19 protein-coding genes and 1 tRNA gene are annotated in these 21,904 nt (G+C 71.1%); 4 read left to right on the top strand and 16 right to left on the bottom strand.

Features of this window, described 5'->3' with window-relative positions:
• Positions 1-428 precede the first annotated feature (428 nt).
• A complete protein-coding gene (locus AB0O91_RS15010) occupies positions 429-1,292 on the top strand; it encodes a helix-turn-helix transcriptional regulator (protein ID WP_363432195.1) in 864 nt (287 codons plus the stop codon).
• Between the two features lie 48 nt (positions 1,293-1,340).
• Positions 1,341-2,798, top strand: a complete 1,458-nt coding sequence (locus AB0O91_RS15005) for an aldehyde dehydrogenase family protein (RefSeq protein WP_363432193.1) — start codon at positions 1,341-1,343, stop codon at positions 2,796-2,798.
• A 67-nt stretch (positions 2,799-2,865) separates the two neighbouring features.
• On the opposite strand, the gene AB0O91_RS15000 is transcribed toward AB0O91_RS15005, so the two are convergent.
• The 7 genes from AB0O91_RS15000 to AB0O91_RS14970 form a co-directional block, all read right to left on the bottom strand.
• Complete coding sequence (locus AB0O91_RS15000) at positions 2,866-3,798, bottom strand: AraC family transcriptional regulator (RefSeq protein WP_363432190.1); 933 nt, start codon at positions 3,796-3,798, stop codon at positions 2,866-2,868.
• Between the two features lie 21 nt (positions 3,799-3,819).
• Positions 3,820-4,746: an NADP-dependent oxidoreductase gene (locus AB0O91_RS14995; RefSeq protein ID WP_363432188.1), complete on the bottom strand. Its 927-nt coding sequence runs from the start codon at positions 4,744-4,746 to the stop codon at positions 3,820-3,822.
• A 136-nt stretch (positions 4,747-4,882) separates the two neighbouring features.
• A complete protein-coding gene (locus AB0O91_RS14990; protein WP_363432186.1) occupies positions 4,883-5,047 on the bottom strand; it encodes a hypothetical protein in 165 nt (54 codons plus the stop codon).
• 68 nt (positions 5,048-5,115) lie between these two features.
• Positions 5,116-6,951, bottom strand: coding sequence for a 5'-nucleotidase C-terminal domain-containing protein (locus AB0O91_RS14985; protein ID WP_363432185.1), 1,836 nt, complete (start codon positions 6,949-6,951; stop codon positions 5,116-5,118).
• 300 nt (positions 6,952-7,251) lie between these two features.
• Positions 7,252-7,785 (bottom strand): hypothetical protein, encoded by a 534-nt coding sequence (locus AB0O91_RS14980; protein ID WP_363432183.1) that lies wholly within the window; start codon positions 7,783-7,785, stop codon positions 7,252-7,254.
• Positions 7,772-9,427, bottom strand: coding sequence for an extracellular solute-binding protein (locus tag AB0O91_RS14975; protein WP_363432180.1), 1,656 nt, complete (start codon positions 9,425-9,427; stop codon positions 7,772-7,774). The genes AB0O91_RS14980 and AB0O91_RS14975 overlap by 14 nt, the downstream gene beginning before the upstream one ends.
• Complete coding sequence (locus tag AB0O91_RS14970; protein WP_363432178.1) at positions 9,424-10,530, bottom strand: hypothetical protein; 1,107 nt, start codon at positions 10,528-10,530, stop codon at positions 9,424-9,426. Before AB0O91_RS14970 ends, AB0O91_RS14975 begins: the two co-directional genes overlap by 4 nt.
• 282 nt (positions 10,531-10,812) lie before the next feature.
• Between AB0O91_RS14970 and pyk the strand changes: the two genes are divergently transcribed.
• On the top strand, positions 10,813-12,243 hold the full coding sequence (gene pyk / locus AB0O91_RS14965) for a pyruvate kinase (RefSeq protein WP_363432174.1): 1,431 nt from the start codon (positions 10,813-10,815) through the stop codon (positions 12,241-12,243).
• 53 nt (positions 12,244-12,296) lie between these two features.
• Here pyk and AB0O91_RS14960 read toward each other — a convergent pair whose 3' ends face one another.
• From AB0O91_RS14960 to AB0O91_RS14950, 3 genes are all read right to left on the bottom strand, one after another.
• On the bottom strand, positions 12,297-13,070 hold the full coding sequence (locus AB0O91_RS14960; protein WP_363432172.1) for a transcriptional regulator: 774 nt from the start codon (positions 13,068-13,070) through the stop codon (positions 12,297-12,299).
• A gap of 7 nt (positions 13,071-13,077) precedes the next feature.
• The gene (locus tag AB0O91_RS14955; protein ID WP_363432169.1) at positions 13,078-13,866 is read right to left on the bottom strand and encodes a helix-turn-helix domain-containing protein; all 789 of its coding nucleotides are present in this window, start codon (positions 13,864-13,866) and stop codon (positions 13,078-13,080) included.
• Positions 13,867-13,985: 119 nt separating this feature from the next.
• A tRNA-Leu gene (locus AB0O91_RS14950) sits at positions 13,986-14,058 on the bottom strand.
• Between the two features lie 100 nt (positions 14,059-14,158).
• Here AB0O91_RS14950 and AB0O91_RS14945 point away from each other — a divergent pair.
• Positions 14,159-14,818, top strand: coding sequence for a response regulator (locus tag AB0O91_RS14945; protein ID WP_363432167.1), 660 nt, complete (start codon positions 14,159-14,161; stop codon positions 14,816-14,818).
• A gap of 59 nt (positions 14,819-14,877) precedes the next feature.
• Here AB0O91_RS14945 and AB0O91_RS14940 read toward each other — a convergent pair whose 3' ends face one another.
• The 6 genes from AB0O91_RS14940 to AB0O91_RS14915 form a co-directional block, all read right to left on the bottom strand.
• Entirely contained in the window at positions 14,878-15,594 is a 717-nt protein-coding gene (locus AB0O91_RS14940) for an ABC transporter ATP-binding protein (protein ID WP_363432164.1), read from the bottom strand.
• Complete coding sequence (locus AB0O91_RS14935) at positions 15,591-16,400, bottom strand: ABC transporter ATP-binding protein (protein WP_363432390.1); 810 nt, start codon at positions 16,398-16,400, stop codon at positions 15,591-15,593. The genes AB0O91_RS14940 and AB0O91_RS14935 overlap by 4 nt, the downstream gene beginning before the upstream one ends.
• 8 nt (positions 16,401-16,408) lie before the next feature.
• Complete coding sequence (locus tag AB0O91_RS14930; RefSeq protein ID WP_363432162.1) at positions 16,409-18,340, bottom strand: branched-chain amino acid ABC transporter permease; 1,932 nt, start codon at positions 18,338-18,340, stop codon at positions 16,409-16,411.
• A 5-nt stretch (positions 18,341-18,345) separates the two neighbouring features.
• The gene (locus AB0O91_RS14925; RefSeq protein ID WP_363432159.1) at positions 18,346-19,275 is read right to left on the bottom strand and encodes a branched-chain amino acid ABC transporter permease; all 930 of its coding nucleotides are present in this window, start codon (positions 19,273-19,275) and stop codon (positions 18,346-18,348) included.
• Between the two features lie 163 nt (positions 19,276-19,438).
• Entirely contained in the window at positions 19,439-20,683 is a 1,245-nt protein-coding gene (locus tag AB0O91_RS14920; RefSeq protein WP_363432156.1) for a branched-chain amino acid ABC transporter substrate-binding protein, read from the bottom strand.
• A 683-nt stretch (positions 20,684-21,366) separates the two neighbouring features.
• Positions 21,367-21,861, bottom strand: coding sequence for a hotdog fold thioesterase (locus tag AB0O91_RS14915; RefSeq protein WP_363432153.1), 495 nt, complete (start codon positions 21,859-21,861; stop codon positions 21,367-21,369).
• Positions 21,862-21,904 lie beyond the last annotated feature (43 nt).

Raw genomic sequence — 21,904 nt, 5'->3', positions numbered from 1 at the left:
ACCGGCCCACCCCGAACCCCCGGCGCCGCATCGCCGGGAGCTCAACCCGCTGCCCCCGCCAGTGTCGCCGGGCCAACGCGGTCTCCTGGCGCCTGCCCTCTTCCCCGACCAGTTGGAGGGCGGGCGCCGTCGCGTTTCCCCGGGCTCCGCCGGGAGGCCGGCCCGCCGGTGCGCCATGGGCGTTCCCAGGCGGTTCTCACCCACCGCCCCGACCGCCCGCCGCGGCCCGGTCACAGGCACCCCCACCAGGCTCTTACCAGCGCTCCCACCTGCGGTTCCGTCCGTGCACCGAGCGCCGACTCCCAGCAATCTCCCAGGCTTCCCAGGACGGCCGGAATGCCTACCGGCACGGGCTGTTGTTCGTCGGTGCCAGGTGAAAGACTGCCGCCGACGGCCGGGGGGCTGCACGAGTGCGGAGGGTGACTTCGATGGGCACGACTCAGGCGGGCGGGGGCGCCACGGTACGGCGTCTGCTGCTCGGCAGCCAGCTGCGCAAGCTCCGCGAGACCAGGGGCGTCAGCCGGGAGGACGCCGGCTACTCGATCCGCGCCTCCGAATCCAAGATCAGCCGGATGGAACTCGGCCGGGTCGGCTTCAAGGAGCGCGACGTCGCCGACCTGCTCACCCTGTACGGCGTCGACGCCGAGGACGAGCGGGCCAACGTGCTCGGCCTCGTCCGGGAGGCCAACGCCACCTCCTGGTGGCACGACTACGGCGACGTGCTGCCCACCTGGTTCCAGAACTACCTCGGGCTGGAGGAGGCCGCCGCCGAGATCCGCAGCTACGAGGTCCAGTTCGTCCACGGGCTGCTGCAGACCGCCGACTACGCCCGCGCGGTGATCGCCGCCGGCGGCCACTGCGCCGAGGAGGAGATCGAACGCCGGGTCGAGGTACGGCGCAAGCGCCAGGACCTGCTCACCGCCGACCACCCGCCCGAGCTGCTCGCCGTCCTCGACGAGGCCGCGCTGCGCCGCCCCTGGGGCGGGCCCGGGCTGATGCGCGGCCAGCTCGACACGCTGCTGGAACTCTCCGAACTGCCCAACGTGCGGCTCCAGGTGCGGCCGCTCGGCGGCGCCGCGCTGAGCGCCGAGAGCGGCGCGTTCAGCGTGCTGGGCTTCGCCGAGGCCGAACTCGCCGACGTGGTCTACCTGGAGCAGTTCACCACCGCGCTCTACGTGGACAAGCCCGCCGAGGTCGCCTCCTACCGGCAGGCGATGGACGGACTGGTCGCCGAGAGCCTCGGCCCGGAGGAGTCCCGCGGGCTTCTGCACTCCGTACGCCAAGAGCTTTGACACATCAGTACGATGAGGTCCCATCAGGTCGGGCACGAGAGGGATCAGATGTCGTACTTCTCCGAGTTGGCGCTGCAGTACATCGACGGCGAATGGTGCAGCGGCAGCGGCTCCTGGGACATCGTCGACGTCGACCCCTACACGGGTGACAAGCTGGCCACCATCACGGTGGCCACCGTCGCCGAGGTCGACCGGGCGTACCGCGCTGCCGAGCGCGCCCAGCGCAGCTGGGCCGCCACCAACCCGTACCAGCGCCGACTGGTCTTCGAGCGCGCGCTGCGGCTGGTCGAGGAGCGCGAGGGCGAGATCGTCGCGGCGATCATGGCCGAGCTCGGCGGCACCGCGCTCAAGGCCGGCTTCGAACTCGGCCTGGTCAAGGACATGCTGCGGGAGTGCCTGCACCTGTCGGTCGCCGCCGAGGGGCGGCTGCTGCCCTCGCCTGCCCCGGGCAAGGAGAACCGCCTGTACCGGGTGCCGGTCGGCGTGGTCGGCGTGATCAGCCCCTTCAACTTCCCGCTGTACCTGGCCCTGAAGGCGATCGCCCCGGCGCTCGCGCTCGGCAACGGCGTCGTGCTCAAGCCGCACCAGGAGACCCCGGTCGTCGGCGGCAGCCTGATCGCCAAGCTCTTCGAGGACGCCGGCCTGCCGCCCGGCCTGCTGAACGTGGTGATCACCGACATCGCGGAGATCGGCGACAGCTTCCTGGAGCACCCGGTGCCCAAGGTGATCTCCTTCACCGGCTCCGACCAGATCGGCCGGCACGTCGGCACCGTCGCCGCCGCGCACTTCAAGCGGTCCGTGCTGGAACTCGGCGGCAACAGCGCGCTGATCGTGCTCGACGACGCCGACGTCGACTACGCCGTGGACGCGGCCGTGTTCAGCCGCTTCGTCCACCAGGGCCAGGTCTGCATGGCCGCCAACCGGATCCTGGTCGACCGCGCCGTGCTCGACGAGTTCTCGGCGAAGTTCGTCGCCAAGGTCGCCTCGCTGACGGTCGGCGACCCCAGGGACCCGGCCACCCACATCGGCCCGCTGATCAACTCCGTCCAGGCCGACACGATCAACACCCAGGTCGACCAGGCGATCGCCGGCGGCGCCACCGCCCTGCTGCGCGGCACCACCACCGGCAGCCTGATGGCGCCGACGGTGCTCACCGGCCTGTCCGAGGACGCGCCCATCCTGCAGCGCGAACTCTTCGGCCCGGTCGCCCTGCTGGTGCCCTTCGACGGCGAGGAGGAGGCCGTCCGGCTGGCCAACCACACGCCCTTCGGGCTCAGCGGCGCGGTGCACACCGCGGACGTCGAGCGCGGGGTGCGGGTCGCCCAGCGGATCGAGACCGGCATGGTCCACGTCAACGGCGGGACCATCGCGGACGAGCCCGGGGTGCCGTTCGGCGGGGAGAAGAACTCCGGGGTCGGGCGGCTGAACGGGGAGTCCACGGTGGAGGCCTTCACCACGGTGAAGTGGATCTCGGTGCAGCAGGGGCGGGCGCCGTTCCCGTTCTAGGGTCCTGCGGGGTCTTCGGGCGGCTCCGGGCCTTCGGGGGTCGTCGGGCCCTCGAAGGCCTGCCGCGCTAAGCGGCGCGGGCCTCCCGGCGGTAGCCGCCGGGGGCCCGGCCGAACTCCCGCTTGAAGGCCTTGGCGAAGGCGTACTCCGAGCCGTAGCCGGTCTGCGCGGCCACCGACGTCAGCGGCGCCTCCGACTCGCGCAGCAGCCGGGCGGCGGTGGTCATCCGCCAGCGGGTCAGGTACGCCATCGGCGGCTCGCCCACCATCGAGGTGAAGCGGCGGGCGAAGGCGGCCCGGGACAGGCCCGCGCGGTCCGCCAGCGACTCCACCGTCCACGGGGTGGCCGGGGCCCGGTGGATCGCGGCCAGGGCGGGCGCGACCGCGGTGTCCCGCAGCGCGGCCGCCCAGCCAGCCGCGCCCGCCGCGGGCTGGTCCTCGAACCAGGCCCGCAGGATGTACAGCAGCAGGGCGTCGACCAGGGCCGGGACGATCCCGGTCGAGCCGATCCGGGGGTTCTCCAGCTCGGCGCCCAACAGCTGGACGGCGGCGGCCAATTCGGGGTGGCGGCCGTGCCGGGTCGGCAGGTGGATCAGGGCCGGCAGCCGGCGCACCACCGGGTGCGGACGGCCCTGGTCCAGGTGGTAGCTGCCGCACAGCAGGCTGGTCGGGGCGCCGTCGCCGCCCAGGGTGAGGGTGCCGATCGGGGCGCCGCCCTCGATCCGGCAGGCCTCGGCGTCCACCGGCACGGTGTCCGGGTGGTCGGCCAGGACGTGGCCGCTGCCGTCCCGCAGGAACACCACGTCCCCGGGGCTGAGCGGGATCGGTCCGTCGGCGGAGTCGCCCACCGGGATCAGCCAGCAGGTGCCGTACAGCACCACGTGGAAACCGGCCCCGGCCACGGGGGGCAGGCGCAGGCCCCAGGGCGCCCGGCCGTCGGTGCGCACGGACGCCGGGCGGGCCGTGCGCATCGAGGCCAGGGCCTCGGTCAGGATGTCCATCGTCCGCCCCCTGCGGTCCGGTCAGTCAACGGTCAGCACGACCTTGCCCTGGACGGTACCGGAGCCGACCAGCTCGTGCGCCCGGCCGGCCTCGTCGAGCGGGAAGGCCGCGGCGACGTGCGGGCGGATCCGACCCTCGTCGACGAGGGCGGCGATCGCCTCCAGCGAGGCGTAGTCCGGTTCGACGGAGACGCCCGCGAAGCGGCGGCCGGCGGCCTCGATCGCGGCGGCCAGCTCGCGGTCGCCGTGCTCCATGATGCTGACCAGGGTGCCGCCGGGCTTGAGCACCTCGAGAGCCTTGACGCCCTCCGAGGAGGAGTCGAAGACGATGTCGAGGTCCCGGGCCGCCTCGGTGTAGTCGGTGGTCCGGTAGTCGATCACCTCGTCGGCGCCGAGCTCCTTCAGGAAGGCGTGCTTGGGCTCGCTCGCCAGCGCGATCACGTACGCGCCACGGGCCTTGGCGATCTGCACGGCGAGGTGGCCGACGCCCCCGGCCGCGCGGTGGACCAGCACCCGGTCGCCCGCGCCGACCTTCGCCAGGTCCACCAGGCCCTGCCAGGCGGTGAGCGCGGCCAGCGGCAGGGCGGCGGCCTCGGTGTGGTCCAAGGTGGCGGGCTTGCGGGCCAGTTGGCGGGAGGGGGCGGCCACGTACTCGGCGTAGGCGCCGGCCGCGCGGGGGAAGAACGGCATCCCGTACACCTCGTCGCCGACCCGGTAGCGGGCCCCGGGGCCGGTCGCCTCGACCACCCCGGAGACGTCCCAGCCCAGCGTGAACGGCGGCTCGCCCAGCACCCGGTACAGGCCGGCCCGCACCCCCACGTCCACCGGGTTCACCCCGGCGGCCTTCACCCGCACCAGCACCTCGCCGCCCAGCGGCTCGGGGCGCTCCACCTCGGCCGGCTGCATGACCTCGGGGCCGCCGAACTCCTGCTGCACGATCGCGCGCATCGCACTCTCCCTCATCCGGTTCACCACCGGCCCCCCGTGGGGCCGTTCGCTGGGCTCAACAGTAGGGAGATCGGGAGAGCGGATGAATATCCCCAAGTCTTCGCCGGATGTCCGATCGTCTCGCGCCGCGAGCGGCTCAGGCCGAGTACCGGACCAGGCCGTCGGTGCTGAGCTCGAAGTCGAAGGGGGCCGGGATCGGCACCCGGTCGCCGAACTTGCCCTGCCACTGCTGGTGGTAGCCGCTGTCGGAGGGCTCGGAGTAGAGGGTGATGTCGCCCTCGCGCGGGTCGATCGGCTCCATTCTTCCACCGGGAACAGCCTGAAGGCCGTCTGCGCGAGCGCAGACGGCCTTCAGGGAAAGGAGTGCGACTAGAAGACCGGCTGGCCGGCGCGGACGAGGCGCCAGGAGTCGGTGAAGAAGTCGGCGGGGTCGATGACGCCCTTGGCCTTGACCCAGGCGATCATGGTGTTGCGGATCTCGTCGGAGTTCGTCCAGACCGCCTTGGCGGAGGCGACGTGCGGGAAGTTGCCGCCGCCGTTGGCGCGGTAGTTGTTGACCGCGAGGACGAACTGGGCGTTCGGGTCGATCGGCTTGCCCTGGAAGCTCAGGTTGAGGATCCGGCTGCCCTTCGGCTGGGCGACGTCGATGTCGTAGCTCAGGCCGTAGACCGAGTCGTAGTTGTAGTCCGGGGTGTCCTCGGCGTTGGTCAGCGCGTCCTTGTCGACCGGGGCGCCCACGGCGAGCTGGTGGAAGTACTTGGCCGAGAACTCCAGGTAGTCCTTGAGCTGGGCGCCCGTCAGGATGCGGGCCTCCAGGGTGTTCTCGTAGATGTACAGGCCGGCCGCGTCGCGCAGCTTGACCTGGCCGGACGGGATCAGCGCGGTGCGGTTGAACGGGGCGGCCTGGGCCAGCACCGGGAGGTTGGCGTACTGCCCGCCGGCCAGCGCGGCCTTCACGGCGTCGGCCTGGACCTTGCCGATCAGGTCGATGATCGGGGTGGCCTTGAACCGGGCGTCGGCGATGGACAGCTCGATCTTGCTGTTGCCGATGTTCTGGTTGACGTACGCGACGACCTTCTTGTGCTGGCCGACGATGGCGTCGCTGATCTCCGGGTTCTCCGGCACGGTGTTGGAGTTCAGCACCCGGGAGGAGACCGAGGCGACCGTCCAGCGGCCGTCGGCGAACTCGACCTCGAAGTCGAAGCAGCTCAGCCGCTGGCCCCAGCACAGCGGCTCGGAGAGCACCACGGTCCTGCCGGTCTTCTTGTTCACGATGAGGCGCTGGGCGACCTCCTTGTGGGTGTGGCCCACCAGCACCGCGTCGATGTCCGGGACGGTGGCGGCCATCTCGCCGGAGGCGTCCTCGGGCCAGGGCAGCTGGTCGCCGTAGGTGGTCGCCTCGTCGATGCCGGAGTGGGCGGAGACCACGATGACGTCCGCGCCGGCGGCCTTCATCCGGGGCACGTACTTGGCGGCGGTCTCGACGATGCCCGGGAAGACCATCTTGCCGGCGACGTTGGCCTTGTCCCAGATCGCGATGCCCGGGTTGGTGAGGCCGAGGATGCCGACCTTGACCGGGGTGTCCTCGTCCAGCCACACCTCCTTGATCACGTACGGCTTGAAGGCCGGCTTCTCGTTCTTCGCGTGCAGCGCGTTGGCGCCGAGCAGCGGGAACTCCAGCTGGTCCTCGAAGGCCTTCACGGTGGGGATGCCGTAGTTGAACTCGTGGTTGCCGAGCGCGGCCGCGTCGTAGCCCATGAGGTTCATGGCGACGGCCATCGGGTGGTCCGGCACGTTGTCGCCGTCGGTGGCGATCGGCTCGATCCGGGCGTAGAAGTAGGTCAGCTGGGTGCCCTGGATGATGTCGCCCGAGTCGATGAGCAGGCAGCGGTCCCAGCCCTTCTCCTCGCGGACCTGGTTGGCCAGGGTGGAGATCTTGGCGAGGCCGACCGCGTTGTGTGCCTTGTCGACGTACTCGGCGTCGGTGAAGTAGTCCCAGTTGAGGACCCGGCCGTGCAGGTCGGTGGTGCCCATGACGGTGAAGGCCTGGCGGTGGGGCTTGCGCTTGCCGGTCTTGGCGGCCGCGGTGTCCGGCTCGGCGGCCGCGGCGGCGGGGGCGGCGGCGACGACGGCTCCGCCGGCCAGGGCGGCACCGGCGGCGGTTGCGGCGGACCGGGTGACGAAGTCACGGCGGTTCAGCGACATGGACGACTCTCCCGAGTGGGAACGACGGCCGATGGGCCGTCAACTGATGTACGTGTTGGGTCCGGTGGCGTCACCGGTGATGCGGTGACGCGCGTAGAAGGACGCGCGTAGAAGTGTGCCGTGCCGGTCGGGCCGCTGGATAGCCCTCCGACGTTTCCAACAGGTGAGATCTTGGCGACTCGTTCGTGACCGGGGCGGGGGGAGGAAGGGGTGGTATGGGGCGGGACGACCGATTTCCGGCCACCCGCCCCCCGCCGCAAGCCACCCCCGGGCGTCACCCCCGGGCGTCACCCCCGGGCGTCACCCCGCCCCCGGCGCGCAGTCCAGCCCGGCGGACAGCTGCTTCACCTCACGGCCCAGCTCACCGGCCGGGTCCGGCGCGTCCTGGCCCGCCCACGGCAGCCAGGTGCGGGCCCGCAGGTAGCCGTCCACCGCCACCGGCAGGCCGTGCCGCACGACCGGGTCGGCCGCCGGCCCCGGCCCGGCCTCGCGCAGCGCCGCCAGCAGGGCGTCCACCCCGGCCGAGGCCGGCAGCGGGACGGTGTCCAGGTAGCCGGCCAGCAGGTCCAGCTCGGGGTTCTCCCGCGGTGGCGGCGGGGGAGGTGGCGGCGGCGGGGGTGGTGGGGGTGGTGGCGGATCCCCCTTCCCCGTCGGGCCGGGCGTCAGCAGCGCACCGGCCCCGTACAGCCCCGCCACCACCCCCGGCCACCAGCCGCCGCCCAGACCCGCGAAGTGCAGCCCCAGCCCGACCGCCCCGGCCCCGCAGCCGACCAGGTTCCGGGCCGACTCCAGGTACTCCAGCAGCCGCCGGCCGTACCCGTCACTGGTAGCCACGGATCTCCTCGAACACCCCGTCCAGGGCGCCGCCGCCGTCGAACAGCTTGCCGCCCGAGATGTCCGCGATCCCCTGGAGCTGGCTCACCGCCGCCTCGCCGAACTTGATCGGGAACACCGGGATCGACTTCTCCGCGGCCGGCAGCCCGTCGTGGAAGCGCCGGAAATCGGCGTCGCTGGCGCCCTCGTTGCTCTCCCCGTCCGTCATCAGCACGATCGAGGTGAACCGGTCGTCGCCCGCCGCCTTCTGCTGCCCCTCGATCACCCGGTACGCCTGCTCCAGCGAGTCGTACAGCGCCGTGCCGCCCTCGGCCTTCAACGACTGCACGTCCTTGTCGATCGAGGCCAGCTCCTCCTCCGGGCCCGGGGAACTCCCCGAGGCCGGGACGACGTGCGTCCTGGTCCACTTCACCTCGGAGGCGAAGGAGATCAGCGTCACCTCCTCGCGGTCCCGGAACCGCCGCACCCCGCGGGTGTCGTCCGTACCGGTCAGCCGGCCCAGCGCCGCCTGCAGCGAGCTCAGCCGCTCACCGGCCATCGAACCCGAGGTGTCCAGCACGTACACCGTCCTGGACGGGCGGCGCAGCTCGTTCTGGTACGAGGCCAACAGGCCGTCCGCCACCGCCCGGCTGCCCGGGAACGGCAGTTCACGGCGCCGGTCGGCGGGCAGCCCCGCCGCCGGGGTCGCCCCGGTCGTCACCGGGCGGCGCAGCGTCAGCTCCGAGATCCGCTGCTGCACGTCCGGCTTCAGCAGGTAGCCGGCCAGCCGCTGGAAGGAGTCCCGCTCGTCCGGCCGCGCCGAGGACAGCAGCGACAGCGGGTAGTCCGCCGACACCACGCCGTCCACCGGGCGCACCACCGTCAACCGCTGCTCCGGCGGCAGGGTCCGGTTCAGCGACAGCAGCACCGACTCGTAGTTCACCAGGGCGCCGACCTTGCCCGGCTCGGCCCGGGCGTACGCCTGCGCCAGCCAGCCCGAGGAGCCGGAGGTCAGCTTCTGGCCGGTGAAGAACTGCCGCAACTGCGGCGTCGCCTTCCGCACGTCCGCCTCGGTCAGCGCCGCCCCCGCCCCGGAGAACGCCGAGGCCACCGCGACCAGGGCGGAGAAGCCGGAGTTGGAGCGGGACGGGTCGGACATCCCGTACGACAGCTTCCCGGCCGCGGCCGCGTCGCCGATCTGCGCCCAGGTCACCTTCGAACCGTCGCCCCAGCCCAGGGAGTCGAGGACCGAGGTGCGCACCCCGACCGCCACCGGCGAGACCATCACCGGCGTCTCCGACAGCACCTTGGACTTCCCGGCCGGGTCCAGCCGCAGGTACTGGTCGGACGGGAACCAGACCGCGTCGTACTTGCCGTCCGCCTGGCCCTTGGAGACGGTGTCCGCGCCGTCCAGGGTGCCGGTGAAGGCCAGCTGCACCGTCACCCCGGTCGCCTTCCGGGCGTCGTCCAGGACCGGCTGGAGGTCCTGGAGTTCGCTGCCGGCCAGCACCCGCAGCACCCCCGCGCGCGGCGTCCCGGCGATCGTGCCGGTCGGGTCCGGCTGCGGGGGCCGGGCCGGTGAGGAGGTGCAGGCGGCCACCGCCGCCAGGACGGCCACCAGCACCGCCGCGGCCCGACCGCGGCGCCCGGTACGGACGTTCACTTGGTGCTCCCCTTCGCCGCGGCGGTCAGCTTGACCAGGACGGGCAGCGAGGGCACCGTCCACTGCTTCACCTTCGCCGCCGCCAGGTTCCGGGCGAAGACCGGCTGCCTGGCGCCCTTCAGCCGGTCGTTGAGGGCGTCCGGGTTCGCCTGCGGGCGGAAGCCGAACTTCGTCTCCAGGTCGCGCAGCCGCTCGTCGTCCAGCAGCGCGGAGGCCAGCTTCCGGCCCTTGTCGTCACGGGCGACGATGGTGTGGTCGGAGTAGACCGTCGGGTCCGGGTACATCACGACCCAGTCCCCGGTCGGCTGGCCCTGCGCCGCCAGCGAGGCGACCTGGGACTCGTAGCCGAAGACCAGCGGGTTGCCGACGCCCGCGGTGAAGTCCCGGAACGGCTCGTCGCTGCTGCTCTTCTGGCCCCCCTGGACCGCGATCGCCTGCCGCAGCACCTGCCGGGACGCGTCCACCCCCGCGTCGTCGGACACCACCTGGTGGTCGTTCAGGATGTAGGCGAGCAGGGCGACGTAGAGCGCACCCGAGGAGGAGGTCTCCGGGTCGGTCGAGGTGATGAACAGCGGGCCGAACAGGTCGGCCGGGTCCTGCGGGGTCGTGAGGTCCTGCCACTTGGTGTTCTGCTTCAGCGCCGCCACGTACGCGTCCATCTTGAACGTCCAGACGCCCGAGGAGTCGTCCTGGGCCGCCAGGCCCTTGCGCCGCAGGACCTCCGCCACCGGGGCGTGGGTCAGCACCACCATCGGCGAGTAGAAGGCCACCAGCGGGGAGTCCTGCTGCCCCCAGTTCTGCTGGATCTCCCGGGCCGGCGCGGTGCTCGCCGGGAACGCGAAGTCCAGGTCGCCCTGGCTCTTCCTCGCCTGCTCGCTCATCGTCCACGAGCCGGTCGAGTCGGCGCGCACGGCCAGGCCCTGCTCCGCCAACTCCTTCTTCACCTCGGCGTCCTCGAAGAACGCCCGCTTCTCCGAACCGATCAGTCCGGTGACCGTGAGCAGGGGCTTCCTCACCGGATCCGGCCCGGGATCCGGGACCAGTGCGTACGTCACCCCGCCCAGCAGGGCCAGGGCCGCGAGCACCCCCAGAGCGCGTCTCATCGCGAGCGCCTCCCCCTCGTCGCTGCGTCATCCCCGGGTGCGACACCCGGGGGTGACGAGCGTCCCGCCGGGCGGGGAGCACGGACGGAAGCGACGGTGAACCGGGGGTGAACACCGTTTCACGGAATCGCATCGGCCGGGGAGCCGGCAGCGGCCCGCGGGCGGCTGTCGCACACCCGCCCGAGGATGTGTCAGATTGTTCAACTCGCCTTACCGGAACGGTCATCCCGCAGTCCGGACCCGCGTCGAGGTTACGCGCCGGTAATGCCTACCCTCAGCAGTATGCGCCGAGCAAAAATCGTCTGCACCCTCGGGCCTGCCACCGACTCGTACGACCAGATCAAGACGCTGGTCGACGCCGGGATGGACGTCGCCCGATTCAACCTCAGCCACGGCACCCACGCCGAACACGAGGAACGCTACCGTCGCGTCCGCAAGGCCGCCGACGAAACCGGCCGGAGCGTCGGCGTCCTCGCCGACCTCCAAGGCCCGAAGATCCGGCTCGACACCTTCGCCCACGGGCCCGTACTCCTTGAACGCGGCGACGAGTTCACCATCTCCACCGACAACGGCGTCGTGGGGGACAAGGACATCTGCGGCACCACCTACGCCGGCCTCGCCGGCGACGTCAGCCGCGGCGAACGCATCCTGGTCGACGACGGGCGGGTGACCCTGGAGGTCGTCGCCGTCGACGGACCGAGAGTGCGCTGCCTCGTCATCGAGGGCGGGCTCGTCTCCGACCACAAGGGCCTCAACCTCCCCGGCGTCGCCGTCTCCGTCCCCGCACTCAGCGACAAGGACGTCGCCGACCTGCGGTGGGCGCTGCGCACCGGCGCCGACCTGATCGCGCTCTCCTTCGTCCGCAGCGGGCGCGACATCGACGACGTGCACCGGGTGATGGCCGAGGAGGGGCGGCACGTCCCGGTCATCGCCAAGATCGAGAAGCCGCAGGCGGTCGAGAACCTGGAATCCATCGTGGACGCCTTCGACGGCATCATGGTGGCCCGCGGGGACCTGGGCGTGGAGATGCCCCTCGAACAGGTCCCGCTCGTCCAGAAGCGCGCGATCAAGCTGGCCAGGCGCAACGCCAAGCCGGTCATCGTCGCCACCCAGATGCTCGACTCGATGATCAACACCTCCCGGCCGACCCGCGCCGAGGCCTCCGACGTCGCCAACGCGGTGCTGGACGGGACGGACGCGGTGATGCTCTCCGGGGAGACCTCGGTCGGCAAGTTCCCGGTCGAGACGGTCAAGACCATGGGCCGGATCGTCGAAGCGGCCGAGAACGACATCCTGGCCGCCGGACTGCCCCCGCTGACCACCGGCAACAAGCCGCGGACCCAGGGCGGCGCCGTCGCCCGCGCGGCCGCCGAGATCGGCGACTTCCTGCACGCCAAGTACCTCATCGCCTTCACCCAGTCCGGCGACACCGCCCGTCGGCTGACCCGCTACCGCTCGCCCATCCCGGTGCTCGCCTTCACCTACGAACCCGCGGTGCGCAGCCAACTCGCCCTCACCTGGGGCGTGGAGACCTTCCTCGGCCCGTTCGCCCCGACCACGGACCAGATGGTCGAACAGGTCGACGCGGCCCTGCTGTCGCTCGGCCGCTGCCAGAAGGGCGACATCGTCGTCATCACCGCCGGCTCCCCGCCCGGCCTGGCCGGCTCCACCAACCTCGTCCGCGTCCACCACGTGGGGACGCTGGACGACTGAGCGGTGCGGCATCGGGCGGCGCGGTCCTTCCGGGCGGAAGGGCCGCGCCGCCGTCAGTACTTGGGGCCGATGCGGGCGTCCATGAGGGCGACGGAGTCCTTGCGGGCGACGGAGATGTTGAAGCCGCCGTTGGAGCGGGAGGCGGGCTTCCACCGGACGCCGACGGCGTCGAGGGTGGAGGTGAAGAGGCCGATGATGTCGGTCGAGGTATTGGTGAAGAAGTACCTCGGGTACTCGTAGCGCTTCGTGACGCCGTCGACGGTGCGGGTCGCCCAGTTGGTGATGCGGCAGCCGTCGGAGTGGATCAGGCCGCGCAGGAACTCCCAGGGGTGGGCGTCGACGATCTGCTGCTGCCAGGGCTGCAGGGCTATGGTGCGCAGGTGCTTCTTGCCGGGGCCGTGCTGGGGGAAGAGGCAGGGCCAGTGCTTGCTGGTGCTGACGACACTGGTGCAGCCGGGGGCATGGACGCGCATCACCTTGTTGTGCGGCATGACGGCGGAGACGGCCCGCTCGCACTCGTCGATGAGCCCGGGCCAGGCGTCGCAGCAGGCGATACGGAGGGCGTAGACCTCGCGGCGACCTTCGCTGAGGCAGCCGTCGCCGAGGTAGAGCCCGAGCAGGTAGGCGTAGTCGGCACGGGGACGCGAGGGGTCGAGCCGGCCGTCGCGGACCGGGCACTCGGCGGTCATACGGGAGCTGGGCACCGCGCCGGAGGCCCACTCGCGGATCGCGTAGCGGGAGATGCCGGTCGCACGGCTGACCTGGCTGAAGGTCAGCCCGGATGCGTGGAGGTCGACCGCGTGCTGGCGTGTGGCCATGTCGTACACGGCACTGTCAGCACTTGGGGCCGATGTGGGCGTCCATCAGAGCGACGGAGTCCTTGCGGGCGACGGAGATGTTGACCTGGCCGGTGGGGCGGGGGATCGAGGCCTTCCACTGGACGCCGACGGCGTCGAGGGTGGCGGTGAAGAGGCCGATGATGTCGGCTGAGGTGTTGGTGAAGAAGTAGCGCGGGTACTCGTGGCGGTGGACGACGCCGTCGACGGTGCGGGTCGCCCAGTTGGTGATGCGGCAGCCGTCGGAGTGGATCAGGCCGCGCAGGAACTCCCAGGGGTGGGCGTCGACGATCTCCTGCTGCCAGGGCTCCAGGGCTATCACGCGCTCGTGCTTCTTGCCGGGGCCGTGTTGCGGAAAGTGGCAGGTCAGGTGCATGGAGTGGAGCTTGACGTTGTGACAGCCAGGTCGCTGAAGTCGATAGGTGTTGTTCTTCGGAAACACCTGGCGCATGGCCTGCTCGATGGTATCCATGACCCCCGGCCATTTGTCGTCGCAGGTGATGAACGAGCTCTGCGTTCGACACAGCTTCGAGTGAGTGATGTGGCCGTCGCCCAGGTATGCGCCGAGCAGGTAGGCGTAGGCCGGGCGGTTGACTTCGTCCGCGTAGCACCGGAAGCAGGTGGTCGTGCGCTCAGGGGTGGGGAAGTCTCCGTGCTTGGTGCGGTCCTGGTACTTCCACCACGAGACGGTGCCGACGGGGACCCCGAGCTGAAGGGAGACGTCTCGGTTGCGGGCGCCCTGGCGAAGGAGCAGGACGGCTTCTTCTCGAATGGATCGAACTGCCATACGGATGATCGTCGGCAGCCTGCGCCGAGCGTGCAGGCGAACGGGATTGTTTTCACCCGAACTGACGAAGATCGCCAATAGTTAGGCTGACCTAAGTGACTTTGCAATCGAAGGAAAAGTGCCTCGGGTGGGATTCGAACCCACGCTGGCGCCGGTTTGAGCGGCGTGTCTCTTCCGCTGGACTACCGAGGCATCCGCAGATTCGAAGGTTGGCCCCCGACCCTGCTGAGTTCAAACATACCGTGTCTAGGTACCCTCGTGCATGCAGTACCCCGCCGGAACTAGGAGCCCCGTGAGCACCGCCGACGAGCAGGCACAGCCGCTTGAGACCGAATCGCCCCAGATCACCCGGATCGTGATCGCCGAGGACGAGGCGTTGATCCGCCTCGACCTGAAGGAGATGCTGGAGGAGGAGGGGTACGTCGTCGTCGGTGAAGCGGGGGACGGGGAGACGGCGGTGCGCCTCGTGGAGGAGCTGAAGCCGGACCTGGCGATCTTCGACGTGAAGATGCCGGTGCTGGACGGGCTGTCGGCCGCGGAGCGGATCCACGAGCAGCACCTGGCGCCGGTGCTGATGCTGACCGCGTTCTCGCAGCGGGAGCTGGTGGACCGGGCCCGGGACGCGGGCGCGATGGCGTACATCGTGAAGCCGTTCTCCAAGTCGGACCTGGTGCCGGCGATCGAGATGGCGGTGTCGCGGTACACCGAGATGCGGGAGCTGGAGAAGGAGATCGGGGATCTCACCCAGCGGCTGGAGACCCGGAAGCTGGTGGACCGCGCCAAGGGCGTGCTGCAGACCAAGTTCGGGCTGAACGAGCCGGCGGCGTTCCGGTGGATCCAGAAGACCTCGATGGACCGGCGGATGACGATGGCGGCGGTGGCCGAGGCGGTCATCGAGGAGGGCGAGGCCCAGGACCGCAAGAAGGCGGAAGAGGCCGACAAGCCGGAGTAGTGGACGTACGCGCGAGGGGCCCGGCAGGGAGCTGCCGGGCCCCTCGCGCGTACGGGGGGTCAGTCCTCGCCGAGGTAGGCCTTGCGGACCGACTCGTCGTGGAGCAGGTCGGCGCCCGTCCCGGAGAGGACGATCCGGCCGGTCTCCATGACGTAGCCGCGGTCGGAGAGCGACAGCGCGGCCTGGGCGTTCTGCTCGACGAGCAGGATGGTGGTGCCGGAGGCCTTGAGTTCGAGGATGGTGGACATGATCTTCTGCATCATCAGCGGGGAGAGGCCCATCGAGGGCTCGTCCAGCATCAGCAGCTGGGGCCGGGACATCAGGGCCCGGCCCATGGCGAGCATCTGCTGTTCGCCGCCGGAGAGGGTGCCGGCGGCCTGGGTGCGGCGTTCGCCGAGGATGGGGAAGAGGGTGTAGGCGCGTTCGATGTCCGCGGTGATGCCGGGGGTGTCGGAGCGCAGGAAGGCGCCGAGGAGGAGGTTCTCCTCGATGGTCATCCGGGGGAAGATGTGCCGGCCTTCGGGGGAGTGGGCGAGGCCGAGGGCGACGATCCGGTGGGCGGGGACGGTCGAGAGGTCCTGGCCGTCGAAGGTGATCCGGCCGGCGGTGGGCCGGAGGAGGCCGGAGAGGGTGCGCAGGGTGGTGGTCTTGCCGGCGCCGTTGGTGCCGATGAGGGTGGTGACCTCGCCCCGCTCGACGGTGAAGCCGATGCCCTTGACGGCCTCGATCTTGCCGTAGGCGACGCGGAGGTCCTGGACCTCGAGGAGCGCGGTCACTGGGTGTCCTCCGGTGTTGCGGGGGTGGTGCCTTCGAGCGGGGCGCCGAGGTAGGCGGTGATGACGCGTTCGTCGTTCTGGACGGTCTCGCGGTCGCCCTCGACGATCTTCCGGCCCTGGACGAGGACGGCGGTCCGGTCGCAGAGGTTGAAGATGAAGCGCATGTCGTGCTCGATGACGAGGACGGAGACGCCGCGGTCCCGGATGGCGAAGACGAGTTCCTCGGCGGCCCTGGTCTCCTGGGGGTTCATGCCGGCGGTGGGTTCGTCGAGCAGCAGCAGGCCGGGGTCGGAGGCGAGGGCGCGGGCGATCTCCAGCTTGCGCTGCTCGCCGTAGGGGAGGTTGCGGGCGAGGTGGTCGGCCTTCTCGGCGAGGCCGGTGAAGGCGAGGAGTTCCATGGCCTTCTCGCGGCTCTCGGCCTCGGCGCGGTGGTAGCGGGGGCCGCGGAGGATGGCGGTGAAGATGCCTTCCTTGGTGCGGCTGTGCCGGCCGACGAGGACGTTCTCCAGGACGGTCATGTTGGCGAAGAGCCGGATGTTCTGGAAGGTGCGGGCGATGCCGGCCTGGGTGACCAGGTGGGGTTTGGGCGGCAGGACGGTGCCGCGGTAGCGGACGCTGCCCTCGGTGGGGACGTACAGGCCGGTGAGGCAGTTGAAGAAGGTGGTCTTGCCGGCGCCGTTGGGGCCGATCAGGCCGATGATCTCGCCCTCGCCGACGGTGAGGGAGACGTCGTTGACGGCGGTGAGGCCGCCGAAGCGCATGGTGACGCCGGTGACGTCGAGCAGGGGGTTCGCTGCGGTGGTCATCGGGGTGGTCACGCCCCTGCCTTGGTGAGTGCGGCGTCGCCGCCGGTGGGCTGGGCCGGGATGTCGGCCTCGTGGAACTCCAGTTGGCGGCGCCGGTTGGGGATGAGTCCTTCGGGGCGGACCCGCATCAGGATGATCAGGACGGCGCCGAAGGCGAGGAGCTGGTAGTCGGAGAGGAACTCCAGCTTCTTCGGGATCAGGAAGAGCAGGGTGGCGCCGGCCAGCGGGCCGCTGATGGTGCCCATGCCGCCGAGGATGACGGCGGCGAGCAGGAAGGCGGAGTTGGGCGGCAGGGCGTCGGCGAAGGTGTACTGGTCGGGGGTGACGGTGTAGCTGACGTGGGCCTGGACGGTGCCGGCCAGGCCGGCCAGGCAGGCGCCGAGGGCGAAGGCGAGCAGCTTGAGCCGGAAGCCGTTGATGCCCATGGCCTCGGCGGCGGTCTCGTCCTCGCGGATGGCGACCCAGGCGCGGCCGATGCGGGAGTTGCCGACCCGGGCGAAGACCAGCACGACGACGGCGGTGACCACCAGCATCAGCAGGTAGTAGTTGGAGAACCGGCCGAGCTCGATGCCGCCGACGGTGTGGGTCTTGCCGAGGTCGAAGCCGAGGATCTCCAGGTCGGGGATGCGCGGGATGCCGTTGGAGCCGTTGGTGACCTTGGGGCCGGTGGTGCCGTTGAGGTTGAGCATGGTGATGCGGAAGATCTCGCCGAAGCCGAGGGTGACGATGGCGAGGTAGTCGCCGCGCAGCCGCAGGGTGGGGGCGCCGATCAGGACGCCGAAGACCATGGAGACGACGGCGCCGGTCAGCATCGCGGCCCAGAACGGGAACTGGACCTGGAGGGGCGAGGCGGGGGAGCCGGAGACCAGGGCGGCGGCGTAGGCGCCGACGCCGAGGAAGGCGACGTACCCGAGGTCGAGCAGGCCGGCCAGGCCGACGACGATGTTGAGGCCGAGGGCGACGGTGGCGAAGATCAGGATGTTGGTGGCGACCGAGGTGTACTGGTCGCTGCTCTGGGTGAACGGGAAGCTCGCGGCGGCGGCGAAGGCGGCGCCGGTGGTGACCGGGCGGTACTTGACGGTCAGGGCGCGCAGCCGGCCGAGCAGGCCGGACCTGGCGATCGCGGCGACGGCGGGGCCGGCCAGCAGCAGGTAGCCGATGAAGAGTTCGCCGTACTCGGTGTCGATGCCGAAGGTGATCGCGTACAGGCCGAGTCCGAAGGCCAGGACGATCAGCAGGACCTCGGCCCAGGAGGGGAGTTCGCGCGGCGCGGGCAGCGGGCGGTCGGTCTTCCCGAGGCGCAGCCCGGTGTTGCCGAGGTGGCCGAGTTGGAGCAGCAGGACGGCGCCGGCGGCGATGGCGAGGGCGGCGGAGAGGGCGGTCATCACCGGGGCGACGGGTTGGTCGCCGGGGATGGCGTGGGCCGCGAACCAGCCGACGGGGGCGGCGGGCAGGAGCAGGAAGAGCCGCTTGTCGAGGACCCGCAGGGGGACGGCGGTGCGTCGGTCGAGGGGGAGGCCGAGGGCGCCGAGGACGCCGAGCAGGCCGCCGGCGGCGAGGACCCAGCCGCCGGGGTCGAGGTTGGCGAGGCCGCCGAGTTCGACGGAGATCGCGGTGACGGCGTAGACGGCGACGGCGAGGGCGCCGGTGGCGGCGTAGAGCACGGCGTTGTTGCTGCGGGTGGGGGCGGCCCAGCGCAGGCCGGGGGTGCCGAGGGTGGCGAGCAGCAGGGCGAGGGTGAGGACGCCGGCGGCGACGGCGAGCCACTGGAGGCCGGCCGGGGAGCCGTAGTAGGTGAGGTCGCCGGGGAAGTCGCTGGTCCAGGTCCAGGACATGGTGGCGGAGAGGGCGGTGGCGAGGGCGCCGAGGCCGGTGAGGGCGGTGGCGGCGGGGCGGGGCAGGGGGATGACCGGGGTGGTCTCGGTGCTGGTGGTGGTCATGGTGGTCACGCCCTGTCCGAGACGCGCTCGCCGAGCAGGCCCTGGGGCCGGACGAGGAGCACGAGGATGAGGAGTACGAAGGCCCAGACGTCCTTCCAGGCGCCGCCTCCGAAGAGGTGCATGCCGGGCAGGTGCTGGATGTAGGCGGTGGCGAGGGTTTCGGCGAGGCCGAGGGCGAGGCCGCCGAGCATGGCGCCGTAGATGTTGCCGATGCCGCCGAGGACGGCGGCGGTGAAGGCCTTGAGGCCGAGGATGAAGCCCATCCGGAAGTCGATCTGGCCGGTGCGCAGTCCGTAGGCGACGGCGGCGACGGCGGCGAACGCGGCGCCGATGGCGAAGGCCAGGACGATGATGCGGTCGGTGTCGATGCCCATCAGCTTGGCGGTGTCCGGGTCCTGGCTGGTGGCCTGCATGGCGCGGCCGGAGCGGGTGCGGGTGACGAACCAGCCGAGGGCGAGCATGCAGAGCGGGGCGGCGACGATCAGGAAGAGGTCGCTGCGCTGGATGGTGACGGAGCCGAGGCTGAAGGGGTCGCCGGGGATCTTGGGGAAGACCCTGGCCTTCTTGGCGTCGGGGTAGAAGGAGAAGACCAGTTGCTGGAGGAAGATGGACAGCCCGATCGCGGTGATCAGCGGGGCGAGCCGGGGGGCGTTGCGCAGGGGCCGGTAGGCGAAGCGCTCGGCGGCGACGGCGGTGAGGGTGGAGACCAGGATGCCGGCGATCAGCATGAGGGGTAGGGCCAGCCACAGGGTGGTGCCGCCGGGGAGGGCGAGGTAGGCGGTCAGGGCGCCGAAGCCGCCGACCATGACGATCTCGCCGTGGGCGAAGTTGATGAGCTGGACGATGCCGTAGACCATCGTGTAGCCGATCGCGACGAGTCCGTAGAGGGCGCCGAGGATCAGGCCGTTGGCCAGCTGCTGCGGTAGGTCGTGCACCGCTGGGCCTCCGTAGTGCGTTCGGGGTGTCCGCGTGGGTGGTGGATGTGGGGGCGCGCGGGGGCACTCGTGGTGCCCCCGCGCGGGTGGTGCCGGTGCCGGGTGCCGGGGGGGCGTCGGCCCGTGGGCGGGTCGGCCGTCGGGGCGTCGGCTCTCGGGGGCGTCAGCCGTTGAAGGTGCCGGACTTCTCCACGGCCCACTTGCCGTCCTTGACGGTGTAGACGGTGAGCTGCTTGTTGGTGGTGTCGCCGAACTCGTCGAAGGAGACCTTGCCGGTGACGCCGTCGAAGGTGACCTTCTGCACGGCGTCGCGGACGGCGGTGCGGACGTCGCCGCTGGGGAGCTTGCCGTTGTTGGCCTGGACGACGTTCTTGACGGCCTCGATGATGGCCCAGGCGCTGTCGTAGGAGTAGCCGCCGTAGGTCTCGTAGGCGTCCTTGTAGCCGGCCTTGGCGTAGTCGGCGATGAACTTCTTGGCGGTGTCGAGGGATTCGACGGGGAGGCCGACGGCGGTGGCGAAGTCGCCCTGGCCCTTGGGGTTGAGCTTGATGTAGTCGCCGCTCTGGATGCCGTCGCCGCCCATCAGGGGGATGTTGACGCCGGCGTCCTTGAGCTGGAGGGAGAGCGGGCCGGCCGCGGGGTACTCGCCGCCGTAGTAGACGGCGTCGGCGCCGGAGGCCTTGACCTTGGTGACGATGGCGGAGAAGTCGCGGTCGTCGGGGTTGACGTGCTCCTGGCCGGCGAGGGTGCCGCCGAGCTTGGTGAACTCGCCCTTGAAGGTGGAGGCGAGGCCGGCGCCGTAGGTCTTCTGGTCGTCGATCAGGAAGACCTTGGTCTTCTTGGCGTCGTTGTAGAGGAACTGGGCGGCGAAGGGGCCCTGGACGGCGTCGGTGGTGGCGGTGCGGAAGTAGGACTTGAAGGGGCGCTTCTTGTCGCCGCTGGCCCACTTCTCGCCCTGGCTGAGGGCGACGCCGGTGTTGGCGGGGGAGACCTCGACCAGGTTCTTGTCGTCGAAGATCTGCTGCATCGACTGCGCGACGCTGGAGTTGAGGGGGCCGACGACGCCGAGGACCTTGTCGTCGGCGACCAGCTGGGTGGCGTTCTGCTGGCCGGGGGCGGGCTTGCCGGTGTCGTCGAGGGCCTTGACCTCGAACTTGACGCCGGGGACCTCGTTGGTGGCGTTGGCGTTCTTGACGGCGAGGTCCACGGAGTTGCGGATGCCGAGGCCGAGGGCGGAGAGGTCGCCGGTGAGCGGGGCGTCGACGCCGATCACGACGGTGGTGGTGGCGCTGTTGTTGTCCTTGCCGCCGGCGTTGTCGCCGGACTTCCCGCCGCGGGAGCCGCAGGCGGTGAGGCTGAGGGCGCCGATCACGGCAATGCTCACGACAACTGCTGAACGGTGACGCACGAGGGTCCCCTTCGGTTCAGGAGGCGCCCGCGCCTGAGTGGCGGGAGCCGGGGTGCGCGGAGGGCGTGGCCCATTCCGGATGGCGCGGTGACTGGCCGTGACTCTAGATGTCGTTGGGCGACTCGGGCAGTGGTGCGAGCAGGCTGTGATTCTCTTGTTATGAGCACACGTATTAATCGTCTCACCATGTGGTCGTTCCGGCTCGACCGAGCCAGCGCTACCGGGCGTTTACTTGCTGGTGGCGCGATGTAAGGCCCAGAAATGCGGGTTGCAGCTGGCATCGTCGATAATCGGACACCAGTGTCCGGTGCGCTGCTTTCGGCCGTGAGCGTCCGCATTGCGGACAGAGTGGGCGTGACGGAGGGGCTCCGGGGTGTCTGAGGGTCCCGGAACCGCCACCTGCGGGATTTCTTGCCTGTTACGCAGCGTTACAGGCGCGGGGGTAGGGAGGGCCTGCCGTGCGGTGACCCCCGGGGCTCGCCCGGGAGCGCGTCCGGGCATGCCGACGCCCCCTTGTCCAGACCAACGCCTGCCCAGCGGGGCGGATGGTCAAACAAGGGGGCGGGAAAGGGACTTGATGTCCCTGTGGTCGAACTGCCGGTGCCCGTCGGCCGGTTGGCCGGCCGGTTGGACGGCTGATCGGCCCGTCGGTCGGCCGGCCCGTCGGCCCGGCGCTCGGCCCGTTACAGGTCGCGCAGCATGCAGGTCAGCCGGCAGCTGGTGATCCGCTTGCCGGTGTCGTCGGTGATCGCGATCTCGTAGGTGGCGGCCGTGCGGCCCCGGAACACCGCCGTCGCCACCCCGGTGACCAGGCCGGAGGTGGCCGAACGGTGGTGGGTGGCGTTGAGGTCCACGCCCACCGCGTACCGGCCCGGGCCGGCGTGCAGCATCGCGCCGATCGAGCCGAGCGTCTCGGCCAGCGCCGCCGAGGCGCCGCCGTGCAGCAGCCCGTACGGCTGCTGGTTTCCCTCCACCGGCATGGTGCCGACCACGCGGTCGCCGGAGGCTTCGACGATCCGGATGCCGAGCTTCTCGCCGAGGTGGCCGCCGGAGAAGGTCCCCGGGTCCACCCCGAGCTTGGCGAAGTGGTCCAGCACGTCCTGCGGGACCTTCAGGACGGTGGCGCTGTCGGTGCCGGTGGCGGTGCCGGTGGCGGTGTCGGGGGCCGCGTCGGTCATCGGGGGAACTCCTGCCGCTCGGGGGTGTCACGTCGTCGTGCTG

Source organism: Kitasatospora sp. NPDC089797 (assembly GCF_040684795.1).
Lineage (GTDB): Bacteria > Actinomycetota > Actinomycetes > Streptomycetales > Streptomycetaceae > Kitasatospora.
The sequence above is the reverse complement of the archived record's forward strand: the minus strand, read 5'-3'. Positions and strand labels throughout refer to the sequence as shown.

Bases quoted from the DNA above. Each gene is read 5' to 3' on its own strand.
- AB0O91_RS15010 (WP_363432195.1), top strand. From the start codon at position 429: ATGGGCACGACTCAGGCGGGCGGGGGCGCCACGGTACGGCGTCTGCTG.
- AB0O91_RS14930 (WP_363432162.1), bottom strand. From the start codon at position 18,340: ATGACCACCACCAGCACCGAGACCACCCCGGTCATCCCCCTGCCCCGC.
- AB0O91_RS14955 (WP_363432169.1), bottom strand. From the start codon at position 13,866: ATGGCAGTTCGATCCATTCGAGAAGAAGCCGTCCTGCTCCTTCGCCAG.
- AB0O91_RS14915 (WP_363432153.1), bottom strand. From the start codon at position 21,861: ATGACCGACGCGGCCCCCGACACCGCCACCGGCACCGCCACCGGCACC.
- pyk (WP_363432174.1), top strand. From the start codon at position 10,813: ATGCGCCGAGCAAAAATCGTCTGCACCCTCGGGCCTGCCACCGACTCG.
- AB0O91_RS14935 (WP_363432390.1), bottom strand. From the start codon at position 16,400: ATGACCACCGCAGCGAACCCCCTGCTCGACGTCACCGGCGTCACCATG.
- AB0O91_RS15005 (WP_363432193.1), top strand. From the start codon at position 1,341: ATGTCGTACTTCTCCGAGTTGGCGCTGCAGTACATCGACGGCGAATGG.
- AB0O91_RS14995 (WP_363432188.1), bottom strand. From the start codon at position 4,746: ATGCGCGCGATCGTGCAGCAGGAGTTCGGCGGCCCCGAGGTCATGCAG.
- AB0O91_RS14985 (WP_363432185.1), bottom strand. From the start codon at position 6,951: ATGTCGCTGAACCGCCGTGACTTCGTCACCCGGTCCGCCGCAACCGCC.
- AB0O91_RS14970 (WP_363432178.1), bottom strand. From the start codon at position 10,530: ATGAGACGCGCTCTGGGGGTGCTCGCGGCCCTGGCCCTGCTGGGCGGG.
- AB0O91_RS14990 (WP_363432186.1), bottom strand. From the start codon at position 5,047: ATGGAGCCGATCGACCCGCGCGAGGGCGACATCACCCTCTACTCCGAG.
- AB0O91_RS15000 (WP_363432190.1), bottom strand. From the start codon at position 3,798: ATGGACATCCTGACCGAGGCCCTGGCCTCGATGCGCACGGCCCGCCCG.